The sequence below is a fragment of the Planktothrix sp. PLAVEN19ND genome, from assembly GCF_057220675.1.
Genome location: NZ_CM170132.1, coordinates 5072389 through 5086058 on the forward strand (window position 1 = coordinate 5072389; position 13670 = coordinate 5086058).

Consider the following 13670-nt stretch of genomic DNA (forward strand, 5'->3'; position numbering starts at 1 on the left):
TAAATCAGTTATCAGTTAACAGTTAACAGTCATCAGTTAATAGTTAACAGTTTTTAGCCCACAAATATTAACAATGAACTCTTACACTGATGACTGATAACTGATAACTGTTAACTGATTTATGATTCGTTTGTTGACTAGCGTTGCTGCTCTGCGGTGTTATCTTCGTTCCTATCGAACTCAAAACCCCCTACATTTTGTGGGTCTAGTTCCCACGATGGGGGGCTTACATTTGGGGCATCTGAGCTTAATTCAAAGGGCTAGAGCCGAGAATGGTTTGGTGGTGGTGAGTATTTTTGTGAATCCTCTGCAATTTGGGCCAAATGAGGATTTCCAAACCTATCCTCGGGCGTTAGAAACGGATTTGCAGCAGTGTGAACAGGCAGGAGTTGATGTGATATTTGCCCCGTCAGTAGGGGAGATGTATCAATCCTCAGTGCAGACGATGGTGATTCCTCCTACATCAATCATGTCAGGATTATGTGGGAAATCTCGGCCCGGACATTTTCCGGGAGTGGCGACCGTTGTGACAAAACTATTGAATTTAGTTCAACCGGATCGGGCCTACTTTGGACAAAAAGATGCCCAACAGGTGGCGATTATTCAAGTTCTGGTTCAGGATTTGAACTTGCCCATTGAGATTATTCCCTGTCCAATTGTGCGGGAGCCGTCGGGATTGGCCTATAGTTCTCGGAATCAATATTTAACGACCTTAGAACAACAACAAGCAACGGTTTTATATCGAGCCCTACGTCGCGGGCAAGAACATTTCCACAAAGGTTGTAATTCCGCAACGGAGATTAAAACCTTTGTCCAAACTGAATTGGAGACGGAACCGGGGGTACGGATAGAATATATTGAGCTAGTGGAACCCCAGACGTTAATCCCCTTAACCATTGTTGAAACCAAGGGGTTATTAGCGATCGCGGCTCGCGTGGGTCAGACTCGTTTAATTGATAATGTGATTCTGCGCCGTCGTCAACCGATAATTGCCATTGATGGCCCCGCCGGAGCCGGGAAATCTACCGTTACCCGCAAAATTGCCCAGGCGTTGGGATTGTTATATTTGGATACCGGGGCCATGTATCGGGCCGTGACCTGGTTGGTGTTACAGTCTGGAATTCCAGTTGAGGATGAAGTTGCTATAGCTGAAATTGTCAGTCAATGTCGAATTGAATTGATCCCCGACGGAGAGCAACCCAGAACACTGATTAATGGTCAGGATGTGACTGAGGCCATTCGATCCTTGGAAGTTACGGCTCAGGTGTCGGCGATCGCGGCTCAATGGGCTGTGCGTCAGGCTTTAGTTAAACAGCAACAGGCGTTTGGGAATCAAGGTGGAATTGTTGCCGAAGGTCGGGATATTGGCACAACGGTATTCCCCGATGCCGAATTAAAAATTTTCCTAACTGCATCTGTACAAGAACGGGCAAAACGGAGATTATTAGAACTGCATAGTCAAGGGAAAACGGAAATTACTCAGGAACAATTAGAACAGGATATTGCCGAGCGGGATCGGTTTGACAGTAATCGAGCTATTTCACCCTTGAGAAAAGCCAGCGATGCGATGGAAATTCAAACGGACAATTTAACCATCGAGGATGTGATTCAACGGATCGTTAAATCAGTCATCAGTTAACTGATGACTAATAACTGTTAACTTCTTAACTGATAACTGATAACTGATAACTGTTAACTGATGACTGATTATGTGGCGCATCTCTATCCCCAGAGAAGTTTCCGTTCTGTTCTCCAAAATTTTATCACCCACTACCCCGAAACGTTTTGCCATTATTGAAGCGGGTTTAATTGGCTTAGTGTCCGGTTTAGCGGCATTTCTATTAAAAGAAGGTGCGGGTTGGTTAGGTTCTTGGCGAATTTCCACATCCTTAAATTCTGCGATTCCCGCTTGGATATTTCTTCCATGTGTGGGATTAATTGGCGGTTTATTAACGGGTTTTTTAGTGGAAAGATTAGCACCAGAAACCGCCGGAAGTGGGATTCCACAAGTGAAAGCAGCATTGGCTGGAGAACCCATTTCCCTTGACTTCCGAGTGGCATTTGCTAAACTTATTGGCACGATGTTTACGATGGGTTCTGGATTAACTTTAGGACGTCAGGGGCCGACTGTCCAAATTGGTGCTGCTTTAGCCGCTTGGATTAGTCGTTGGGTTCCCACTTCTCCGAATTACCGTCGTCAATTAATCGCTTGTGGTGCCGCCGCCGGATTAGCCGCTGGATTTAATGCTCCCATCGCCGGGGTGTTATTTGTAGTAGAAGAACTGCTGCATGATGTGTCAGGAATTACCCTCGGCCCGGCGATTATTGCCTCTTTTATTGGTGCGGTGGTTTCCCGTTTATTAGGGGGTCAAGAATTCAGTAATAGTGTGACAAAAACGATCATATTAGAAACCATACAGGATCGATTACTCTATGCTAGAGAAATTCCTTTATTTATTCTATTAGGAATTCTAGCGGGAGTTTTAGGAACAATTTTTGGTCACAGTATTATTGCCGGTTCAAAATTTAATCGCCGAGTGTTACGTTGGGGATTACCTCAGCGTATGGCAGTTGCCGGGTTATTATCGGGTTTAGTCGTATCATTATTGCCCCTTTCCTTTAGAAATAATACCGGAATTCGAGAATTAATTTTAAGTGGGGAATTACCCTGGAAAACCAGTGCTTTAGTATTTACGGCTCATTTTCTTCTGACTATAATTGCAGCCAGTTCTGGCGCACCTGGAGGATTATTTGCCCCTTCTTTAGTATTAGGTTCAGCCCTAGGTAATTTAGTCGGAACCTGGGAATCAGAATTTATGTTAGGAATTGACCAACCCATGGTTTTTGCCTTTGCGGGAATGGGGGCTTTTTTTTGTGCTGTGGCGCGAACACCGATGACGGCGGTTGTGATTGTGTTTGAAATTACAACGGATTTCGGGTTAGTTTTACCGTTAATGATTTCTTCTATTGTAGCCTATTTAATTGCGGAAAAAATTGATCCTGAATCTCTCTATGATCAGTTATTAAAATTGAGTGGAATCGAACTCAAACCTGATCAACCTATTGATGGAATATTAGAGAAATTACGGGCTGCTGATGTGATGCAAAGAAATGTCGAAACCCTGGCAGGTCATTTGACTTTAGAACAAGTGATTGAAGCCTTTGCAAAATCTCATCATCGTGGATTTCCTGTCACTGAAAATGGCAAGTTAGTCGGAATTATTACCCAAACTGATTTAGCCCAAATTAGTAATCGTCAATTACCCAATCATACTCCGATTAATCAGTTAATGACTACTCAACCAATTACTGTTAATCCCGATGATAATTTAACTCAGGTATTATACTTATTGGGTCATTATAAACTCAGTCGTTTACCCGTTGTAGAACGTCATCATTTAGTGGGAATTATTACTCGCAGTGATATTATTCGGGCAGAATTAGGGCAGATTAATGGGGAAGCAACCCAAGTCGGGCGACATCATGAATCTTCTTATATTGCCTATCAAACTCGGGGGCCACAAACGGGAAATGGGCGTTTATTAGTATCATTATATAACCCCCAAACTGCCCCGGCATTATTAAAAGTTGCCGTAACGATCGCCCAGGAACGCAATTATGAATTAGAATGTATTACAGTGATTACTATTCCCTATAGTAAATCTCCTTCGGAAACCTCTGTACGATTAACAAAAAGTCGGCGTTTATTACAACAAGCCGAACGTTTAGGGCAGAATTTAAAGATTTCTGTTCATACTCAAATTCGAGTTGCCCATGATGTTGCCCAAGCGATTTTAGAAATAACTCAAGAGGAACATATTGATTTATTATTAATGGGTTGGCATGGGGATATATCAGCACCAGATCGAATTTTTGGTAATGTGATGGATGCGGTTATTCGTCTAGTTCCCTGCCAAGTTATGTTGATAAAATGGGGTCAAAATCAAACGCCTCATGCTCCTCAAACTAATACAAATTCTGATCCTGCTAATTGCCCAGTTTTGGCTTGGCATCGTTGGTTAGTTCCAGTTAGAGACACTCTGGAAAATTCAGTTTCGGTGCAGCTTTTACCTGCATTAGTTAAGTTAAGTTTCTCTCCCAAAATTTGTCTTTTTCGAGTAGTTAAAAGTATGATTTCTACACAAGAAATTATAGATTTTAACCAAGGTTCGGAAAATTTAAGTCATCGTTTAAATACGGAGGTAATTTTTAGCAATGTTTGTTCTAATTCCGTATCGGAAGCGGTGATTGACTTAGCGGATAAAGATCAATGTGATGTGATTGTATTAGGCGCAAGTCGAGAGGGAATGTTACGACAAGTAATTCAAGGTAATATTCCAGAAGCGATCGCTAAAAACTGTCAATGTACAGTTATTTTAGTTCGACCTGCTATTGAAAAATACTGATAGAAGGGAATAGGGAATAGGCAACAAGCAATAGTAAAGAATAAGCATTTGTTTTTGTCCTAACAGCCCGGTACGACTGCTATAATTTCAAGGGTCAAATGGTCATACCACAGTCATCAACTAAATAACACATTGCCCGAAACCGCAAACCCATCAATTGTTCATATAAAGGATTGAATTTGCACAGGGGAGGAATGTGTACAATGGTATGTCCAAATAGTTTGATATTCCGGGCAAACGGACACTGCGCCGGAATTACCCGATATAAAAATAACGCCAAATCAGGGTTGTGAATATCCAGATTATCCAACCATTGACGGAGAGGGTTAAGCACAGAAGAAATCAGGTTAAGCATATTTCAACTTGTTGAGGGACAATACAACTTTTTTCGGTTGTCTATTTTCTAGTTTATAAATCTCAATCAACAATTAGGTAAAGGATTGGAAAAGAATTTGTCTAGGATTATAAAGGTTTTGTAAAGAAAAGAATCTGTATGATTCACTACAATTAACCAATACAGCTACAACTTAATTAGAGCCATAAATTATCTAAACCTATTTATTAGTATTGACAAGCGAAAAACCTCGACGATATGGTTTTTTGTTGGCTTTTTGCACTTGAAATTGAACACTATCCTGTTGAGTACCTTGTTTAACTGTTAATCTCCATTGTCCAGGTTGTAATTGCCAAAACAGAGAATGATCAGACTGAGAATTTAATTTTTCCCCATTTAACCACCATTCCACAGACTCTTGAGAATTGCCAATAACTTTAAATTCTAACTGAGCAGGTTCTCCCGAATTAATTATAAAATAATCATCAGCTTCAGGAGAAATAATTTTTAACTGATTTTGGGTTAACTGAGGATGAGATTGTCGAGATAACCATTCATTATATTCAGAATTTAAAACTAATTTAGGAGATTTTTTCTCGTATTCGGTGATCGCTTTGGGATCAAAATATTCTAATACTATTCCACCGGAACAATCTTTCGTCGGACGTAACCCTGTAGTTGCACAAATGGGTAACTGAATTAACCCTTCTGGGGCGGGAAAATTAGCAGGTTCTTTTGTTTCATGTAAATGCAATAAAATCCGGTTCCATAAGGGTGCAGCACCCGTCACTCCCGATACATTTTGCATCCCTTGACCGTCAAAATTTCCCACCCAAGTTGCTACGGTATAATCCGTGGTAAAACCTACTGTCCAAGTATCTCGATAATTGGAAGAAGTTCCGGTTTTAACTGCAACGGGAAAGGGTAAATTCAAGACAGAATCAATACCAAAGGAATGGGATCTGGCATGGGCATCACTTAACATATTGGTGATTAATTGCCAGGTGACAGGAGCATCAATAGAAAGTTGAGAATTTTTAATGTCTTTAGTTTGATTTATGATCACATTTGGTGTGACTATTTTACCTTGATTTGCCATAATTAAATAAGCCTGGGCTAATTCCCATAAACTTACTTCTCCACTTCCTAAAGTTAATCCTAAACCATAATAATCAGGAGATTGGGTTAAATGTTGAAATCCTAATTGTTTTAATCGTTCTAAAAATACGGTCACCGTGACTTTTTCTAATACTTTCACGGCGGGAACATTTAAAGAGTTTGCCAAGGCTACCCGCACCCGCACCGGGCCTAAAAATGTTTCGCTATAGTCCGTTGGACTGTAAAGTTTTGCCCCTGGAATGGCGTAATAACTAGGGACATCTGCTAATATGCTATGGGGTTGAATAATTGCTTTTGATAAGGCTAATTCATATAAAAAAGGTTTCAAGGTTGATCCGGGTTGTCGCCAGGCTTGAACACCATCATTTCGCCCGAATTTATCGGTATTAAAATAATCAGGAGAACCAACATAAGCTAATACTTCTCCGGTATGATTATTAATTACTAAAGCCGCAGCATGATGAACATTATGGTCTTTTAAACTGGTAATAATTTGTTGGATTTGGGCTTCAACAAATTGTTGTAAAGGGCGATCTATTGTGGTTTTAATTTTATAGGTTGACTCTCTGACCCCCCCCGGCTCCCCCTTGGTAAGGGGGGGAGAGTTAGGAGGAGGAGGGTTAGGGGTTATTTCTTGATAAATACTCCCCTTATTAATGGGGGAAGGGGGGAGAGAATTGGTTAACTTTTCGGTTAGCCAGAATAAAAAATGGGGGGCGGCGATAATTCCTTGTTGTTGGGGTTGGAATTGTAACTTTTCTTGATAGGCGCGTTCCGCTTGAATAGTGGTAATATATCCATCTTCAACCATTCTTTTTAATACATAATTTTGACGTTTTTTTAAGGAGGATAAATTATAATAAGGATTCAGGTCTGTGGGGTCATTAGGAAGGGCGGCTAATAGACTTGCTTGGGCTAAATTTAACTCTAATGATGAGGTATTAAAATAGGTTTTTGCCGCCGCCTCAACGCCATATAAATTACCTCCCATGGGTAAACGATTAATATAATTTTCTAGTATTTCCTGTTGATTCATTCCGGCGGTGAGTCGCCAAGATAACCAAATTTCACCGAATTTATTCGGTAAGGTTCGAGGTGCGGGTTCTAATAATCTAGCTAATTGCATGGTAATAGTAGACGCACCACTAACAATTTTCTTGGCTTGAAAGGCTTCTAAAATAGAACGAATCAGGGCAACCGAATCAACCGCCCCATGTTGATAATAGCGTTTATCTTCAGCCGCAATAATTCCTTGAATAAAATGGGGTGAAACTTGACTTAAAGGAACAATTGCGGTATGATTTTGATCGGAACTCAGAATTGTTCCCAAGGGTAAATTATTGCGATCGCTAAATTCAAAAGCCACATCTCTTTGTTGAATATCTGCTGCATGAATGGGGATCAAATAGGGAAATAATCGTACTATTCCCCCTAAACAGAATAGGACTAAAATAGTGCGGATTGCCCGATGGCGAAAACAAGATAAAATCCGGGGCGAAATTCGGTTCATTTGGTTACCTAGTATCGGTTTTAGGATATTTCTTTCCACCGACTGCCAAATCCTTATCAATATCTCTTGTATTAAAAAAAATAAGTTAATCTACTCTAAATGTTCGATTTGACTATTAGAAATTAGTTTAATTAGATGACTAGCCACATCTGTTCTATGACATCTATTAAAGTTCATTTCAGCACACAATAATAAGACCGTTCCTTTTTCAGCGAGTTCAGCAACTTCACGCAGAGCGATACCGGCGGCTTCTCGGTCGGGAGGAATCCAATTTTGTTGACCAGATGTATTACCCAAAGCAGTTTTAGAGATGTATTTAACATTATGAGCTTCACAAACTTCTTGAAGTTTATTCCCATACCATTTACGACTCCAAGCCCGGGGAGTCATTCTCACATCAATGACAAAATTAACCTGATATTTGTTCAGATATTCTAAAAATAAATCATAATTTTTTCGATTACCATATCCGAAGGTTAGAATTAGTTTATTTTTGAGTTTAGAAATATTATTTTTCATATTTCCATAAAAATGCAATATATAGCAAGAGGCAATAGGGAATGGGCAATGGGCAATAGGTAAATACTTACTATAAGTAGCTTTTAGCTTTCAAGAATGTCCTAATAGATGTGGCAACTGCTATATTCACTGGCAAGATTATGCCCATAAATAAAGGGTACAGCATCGCCATACCCTAATATATCAAATCCTAAAATTTAGGAAACAATCTCTATAGAGAGAGACGCGCCGTGGCACGTCTCTACAATAGTTTATTTGGCTTTGGCAACGTCCATCACTTCATCTAACAACGTGCCAGCTTCTTCCATCTTGCCAATATCCAGAATGGTTTTAATCACCGAGTCAGGATTCAAACTAATTGAATCAATTCCCAACTCCACTAAGAAGCGGGCAAACTCAGGATAATCACTGGGTGCTTGACCACAAATCCCAATCTTGCGACCATATTTTTTCGCCGCTTTAATGGCAATAGTCACCATCCGCAGCACCGCTTCATTGCGTTCATCAAAGATATGAGCAACTAACGCAGAATCCCGGTCTAAGCCTAATGTTAATTGGGTTAAATCGTTAGACCCAATCGAGAACCCATCGAACACGGCGGCAAATTCATCGGCAAAAATCACGTTACTGGGAAGTTCACACATCACATAAACTTCTAAACCATTTTCGCCCCGTTTCAGCCCGTGTTTTTCCATTTCTGCTAACACTTTCCGACCTTCATCGGGGGTGCGACAGAAGGGAATCATCGGGGTAACGTTGGTTAAACCCATTTCGTCCCGCACCCGTTTCAGGGCCACGCATTCTAACCCGTAGGCTTCGCGGTAGTTGGGGTCGTAGTAACGGGAGGCACCGCGCCAACCAATCATCGGGTTTTCTTCCTTGGGTTCAAACTGACGGCCGCCTAACAGGTTAGCGTATTCGTTACTCTTGAAGTCGGACATCCGCACAATCACCGGATTCGGATAGAAGGCCGCGGCAATCATCCCGATACCATGGGCCAGTTTATCGACGAAGAAGTCCGGTTTATGGTCGTAGATTTTGGTCATCTCGGCGATTTCCCGTTTGGCTAACTCATCTTCGAGTTGGTCAAATTTCAACAACGCTAGGGGGTGGGCTTTAATATGGTTAGCAATAATAAACTCCAGCCGCGCTAACCCCACACCATCGCAGGGAATCGAAGACAAACCGAAGGCTTCTTCCGGGTTGCCCACGTTCATTAAAATTTTCGTGCGGGTTTTGGGCAGATTATCGAGAACGGTTTCTTGGATTTCAAAGGGAACTAACCCCTCATAAACCCGACCTTCTTCTCCTTCAGATGAGGAAACGGTAATTTCTTGGCCGTTTTTAATTACTGAGGTGGCATCACCGCAACCGACAATGGCTGGAATGCCCATTTCCCGCGCGATAATTGCCGCGTGGCACGTCCGTCCGCCCGCGTTGGTAACGATGGCGCTAGATTTCTTCATAATCGGTTCCCAGTCGGGGTCAGTCTTATTGGTGACTAACACTTCACCCGCTTGGAATTCATCAATTTTATGCACGTCCAGAATCACCCGGGCTTTGCCTTGACCAATCATTTCACCCACGGCCCGACCGCGAGACAGAACCTTACTGGTTCCTAGCAGTTTAAAGTTGCGCAGAACGGAAGCGGATTTCTGGGATTGCACGGTTTCGGGACGGGCTTGGACGATGAATAATTGTCCGGTAATCCCATCTTTTGCCCATTCAATATCCATCGGAGTATAAGTACCCCGGACTTGCGAATAGTGGTTTTCAATAATACAAGCCCACTTCGCCAGTTGTAAAATTTCGTCGTCAGTAATACAGTATTTATCCCGTTCCGATTGCGGAACTGAGATATTTTTAGTTAGTTTAGAACCTCCGATGTCATAGACCATCTTCAGTTCTTTACTGCCTAAGCGTTTTTCTAAGATAGGACGGAACCCTTGCAGTAAGGTCGGTTTGAATACGAAATATTCATCGGGGTTAACCGTACCTTGAACAATATTTTCTCCTAACCCATAGGCCCCAGTAACTAAGGCGGCATTTTTGAATCCGGTTTCCGTATCAATGGAGAACATCACCCCGGAACAAGCCAGGTCAGACCGTACCATTTTTTGCACACCGACGGACAGAGCCACGTTAAAATGGTCGAAATTTTTAATGGTGCGATAGGAAATTGCCCGGTCGGTGAAAATTGAGGCAAAGCACTTATGGCAGGATTCTAAAACCCCTTCTTCGCCATAAACGTTTAAGTAGGTTTCCTGTTGTCCGGCAAAACTGGCATCAGGTAAGTCTTCGGCGGTGGCGGAGGAACGCACAGCAACGTCCACATCATTGGAATAACGTTTGCATTCCTCTTTATATTCGTCGCCAAACTGATTACAAAAATCGCCGTCCGTGCTGTAGCGTTCGCAGAGTGTTTTATAAGCGCTGGTAATCGCTGCTTCTAATTCGGGTGGAAACGGAGTGTCAAGGATTAATGAACGAGCCTGTTTACCCCGTTGTCGCAGGTTCGGCATATCTTCAACGTCGAGGTCTGCAAAGAGTTCCCGTAGTTTTTTCTCTAAACCCGCAGACTCAATAAAATAACGATAAGCATAAGCAGTGGTAGCAAATCCATTGGGAACATTAACACCTTGGGAAGTGAGTTCTCGAATCATTTCACCCAAAGATGCGTTTTTCCCGCCCACCGATGGAATATCAGAAATTCCTACTTCATCAAACCACAGTACAAAAGCTTTTTCTTTCGCTTCTGAATTTACTGTTGCAGTCGTTGCATAAGCGTCAACCATGTTAAAGTTCCTCCCATTGGAATGACTGTTCTATTAAAATTCAGTCAATCTTTATTGTTTATTTAAGTTCAAACTTAGATTGGAATGTATTAATCCTTACCTGTACATTCTGAATTTACTCGCTCTAAATCATAACAAATTTAATGTTTAGAACTCCTGAATTTTGAATCTTGAACTTTGCAGTTCTTCAGATTTCTCTCCTTTGTTCTCTCTAGGCTTGAACTTTTGTAGTCAGGAGAGGGTTTTTTCCCTCCATCTAAAATGTTACTACTTTCTCTCATTATTGCAATATAGGTTCTTTTTATGCCTATAGTAACTAAAAGTAAAAGAATATTGTCAGTAAAGCGATACAGGCTTTTTGTGAAAAATTATGTTTTCTTCAGAACGTTTCTTAAAATTAACAAATGTTGCGAATATTTGAGGATTTTGTTTCGTTTCTTTAAGACTTAACCCTCCCAATCATCAAACAGCCCTGGCACTGGTCATTTGTTCGAGCAGGAGTATACAATTGGTCAACCATACTCTTTCAGCCATAATCAATTTCCTACCGAATTTGGGCTGAAAAATTTTTCACCGGGTGCGTTTCCAGATCAAGACCATAGCCAAAATATACAATCTGATCCATTGTCATCGATAGATGAGAGCGATGATCACAAAACACATAACCCAATTTTTAGGAATAAATACCTTGATGCACCAAAAACTTCAGTTAAAAACAGCCCTGGCTGATGCTCTTCGTCCACTGAAGAAGTTACGGTCTTTTGGACATTACCTCGGAGACTTAGTAAATTCAGACCTATTTCGCGCTACTTATCTCTCCGGTAATTTGCCTGGAAGCGACACCACAATCAAGGTGTTGTTTTTGGGGAATACAAAGCAAACTCACATGGTGAATGACATATTTTTTGATCTGAACACTTTCCAAAAACAAGACCTCGGCCGAATCAACCCATTGGGACGATACCACGAACAGTCCTACCCGGAATTATCGGATCTTGATGTTGTCGTCACTAACCACCTTTTCTGGGCAAGACCCCCAAAAAAAGGTGTGTATCTGGCTCCAATGTTCCTAGAATCAATTGCCCCCTTACCAAAAACCATTGAAGAATTGCTGTCCCAACTACCTGAGACTGAACGCCGCAAAACTCGAAAAGCATTGAAAGCCGGTTTTGAGATCGAGTTTGGGGAAACGGAGACAGACTATCGAGAGTTTTATGAGCAGATGTGGGTTCCACTGATGAAACGGCGTCACGATGCGAATGCCTCGATTCATCCGTTTCAAACACTTTATACAGAGGAGCAGGTGGCTCGTTCTTCACTAATTTTTGTTAAAAGTGGGGGAAAACGCTTGGGAGGAATACACGTCCTCTGGCCTAAATTAGCGGGGTCTCCTGCGTATTTTAATAAAGTCGGGATAATCGATCAGGTTAGCCAGGATGCAGTCCAGTTAAATCTTGTCAATATTGCTCTTTATTATCAAATGTTCAATACAGCAATTCAGAGAGGAAATACGGCGATTGATTTGGGTGTTGTCCCTCCGATTTTGAATAATGGATTACTACAGTTTAAGGGCAAATGGGGGGCTAATTGTCACTATCTTGATCACACCTATTATAAATATCAAATCAAGTTCTGTTCAGACAAACAGCAGGAAATTCTACAATCTAAATACCTGATTCATATTCAGGATAACAAGCTCGTTGCCACTGTCGGGGTAAAGGGTGAGGAAGTGCAAACACCAAGTTTTGAAGGCAGGCTGAAAAGTAATAGTTTTCCTAACTTGAAACAAATTTATTTAGCCTATCCTGATGGCAAAATTGAGACTCGTTCCTATAATTAAATCCTGAATAATTAATCTCTAGCAGGCTTCAACGAATTGTAAAAAAGAACGAACCAGATCTTTTACCCTAGAAAATATCTAGTTATCTTCCGGGGTGATGCTGACATCGCCCCTAGGTTTTTTGAAATTTAAGCCAATAATTATTTTACGTTCGGTCGTTGATTCAAAAATCCCACTACCTTCAGGCGTGGGAGTGTCAAATCAAATGATTACTGCTATTGATATTTTCCGTAAACCGTTCAATCACTAATCGTAAAATCGATAATCCTAAAACAATTAAAAATAGAACTAACCCAATCGTACAAGCGTAACCGAATTCTAACTGTAGGAATCCTCGTTCATATAAATAATAAACAATGGTTTTAGAGCTATTTCTCGGCCCTCCTTGGGTCATAATATAAACTTCTTCAAATACCTTAGTTGAGGAAATCGCCGAAATTACCCCGACTAAAACCATATAGGGTTTCATCAAAGGTAACGTAATATCCCAATGTTTTTTAAACCCATCAGAACCATCGATACTGGCGGCTTCATAGAGTTCTAAGGGAATACTTTGCAATCCTGCTAAATATATTACCATATAATAGCCTAACCCTTTCCAAATAGTCACCGCCATCACACTAAATAAGGTAATATTCGGACTGGTTAACCAAGGAATCGGCGGAATAGCAATAGCGTTCAAAAGTTGATTAAAAAAACCATTTTCTGCATATAACCATTTCCAAGCAATTCCCGCCACGACCATGGAAATTACAACCGGGACATAATAAGCAGTTCTAAATCCATTCATTCCCCGTAATTTTTGATTAACTAAAATTGCTAAGGTTAGGGGTGCAAAGACTAAAATAGGAACTACTATGATTAAATAAAGAAAGGTGTTTTTTAAGGTTTCCCAGAATACCTCATCTGTCCATAACCGTTGAAAATTTTTTAACCCCACCCATTCGGGGGGTGTGAGTAAATCGTAACTAAATAAACTCAAATAAAAGGCTTGTAATGCTGGCCAAAATACGGTCAAAGTAAGCATTAATAAAGCCGGAAATAAAAATAAATAAGGGGTGAAAACGGGTTTAAACTTTAACATCACGTTCCATTCAATAATAAAATTCGTTGTTGGGCTTTAGCCCTCAAGATTGTGCTGAAGCGC

Annotated in this window: 8 protein-coding genes; 3 read left to right on the plus strand and 5 right to left on the minus strand. The window is 40.9% G+C overall.

Annotated features, from left to right (window positions below; translation table 11 throughout):
- The first annotated feature begins 124 nt into the window (after positions 1-124).
- Positions 125-1639, plus strand: coding sequence for a bifunctional pantoate--beta-alanine ligase/(d)CMP kinase (locus AC2D3N_RS21805; protein ID WP_079678186.1), 1515 nt, complete (start codon positions 125-127; stop codon positions 1637-1639).
- 70 nt (positions 1640-1709) lie between these two features.
- Positions 1710-4406: a chloride channel protein gene (locus AC2D3N_RS21810; protein ID WP_484692130.1), complete on the plus strand. Its 2697-nt coding sequence runs from the start codon at positions 1710-1712 to the stop codon at positions 4404-4406.
- A gap of 94 nt (positions 4407-4500) precedes the next feature.
- Here AC2D3N_RS21810 and AC2D3N_RS21815 read toward each other — a convergent pair whose 3' ends face one another.
- From AC2D3N_RS21815 to ppsA, 4 genes are all read right to left on the minus strand, one after another.
- A complete protein-coding gene (locus AC2D3N_RS21815; RefSeq protein ID WP_484692131.1) occupies positions 4501-4761 on the minus strand; it encodes a Mo-dependent nitrogenase C-terminal domain-containing protein in 261 nt (86 codons plus the stop codon).
- A 199-nt stretch (positions 4762-4960) separates the two neighbouring features.
- Positions 4961-7369, minus strand: a complete 2409-nt coding sequence (locus AC2D3N_RS21820) for a penicillin-binding protein 1C (RefSeq protein ID WP_079678122.1) — start codon at positions 7367-7369, stop codon at positions 4961-4963.
- Positions 7370-7459: 90 nt separating this feature from the next.
- Positions 7460-7888, minus strand: coding sequence for a DUF488 family protein (locus tag AC2D3N_RS21825; RefSeq protein WP_484692132.1), 429 nt, complete (start codon positions 7886-7888; stop codon positions 7460-7462).
- 251 nt (positions 7889-8139) lie between these two features.
- Positions 8140-10683: a phosphoenolpyruvate synthase gene (gene ppsA, locus AC2D3N_RS21830; RefSeq protein WP_079678120.1), complete on the minus strand. Its 2544-nt coding sequence runs from the start codon at positions 10681-10683 to the stop codon at positions 8140-8142.
- 691 nt (positions 10684-11374) lie between these two features.
- Here ppsA and AC2D3N_RS21835 point away from each other — a divergent pair.
- Positions 11375-12523 (plus strand): hypothetical protein, encoded by a 1149-nt coding sequence (locus AC2D3N_RS21835; protein ID WP_484692133.1) that lies wholly within the window; start codon positions 11375-11377, stop codon positions 12521-12523.
- 196 nt (positions 12524-12719) lie between these two features.
- Here the strand turns inward: AC2D3N_RS21835 and AC2D3N_RS21840 are convergent, their stop codons facing one another.
- Positions 12720-13607, minus strand: coding sequence for a carbohydrate ABC transporter permease (locus AC2D3N_RS21840; protein WP_079678118.1), 888 nt, complete (start codon positions 13605-13607; stop codon positions 12720-12722).
- Positions 13608-13670 lie beyond the last annotated feature (63 nt).

Coding starts and splice junctions, on each gene's coding strand:
- AC2D3N_RS21815 (WP_484692131.1), bottom strand. CDS start 4,761: ATGCTTAACCTGATTTCTTCTGTGCTTAACCCTCTCCGTCAATGGTTG.
- AC2D3N_RS21820 (WP_079678122.1), bottom strand. CDS start 7,369: ATGAACCGAATTTCGCCCCGGATTTTATCTTGTTTTCGCCATCGGGCA.
- AC2D3N_RS21835 (WP_484692133.1), top strand. CDS start 11,375: ATGCACCAAAAACTTCAGTTAAAAACAGCCCTGGCTGATGCTCTTCGT.
- AC2D3N_RS21810 (WP_484692130.1), top strand. CDS start 1,710: ATGTGGCGCATCTCTATCCCCAGAGAAGTTTCCGTTCTGTTCTCCAAA.
- AC2D3N_RS21840 (WP_079678118.1), bottom strand. CDS start 13,607: ATGTTAAAGTTTAAACCCGTTTTCACCCCTTATTTATTTTTATTTCCG.
- AC2D3N_RS21825 (WP_484692132.1), bottom strand. CDS start 7,888: ATGAAAAATAATATTTCTAAACTCAAAAATAAACTAATTCTAACCTTC.
- ppsA (WP_079678120.1), bottom strand. CDS start 10,683: ATGGTTGACGCTTATGCAACGACTGCAACAGTAAATTCAGAAGCGAAA.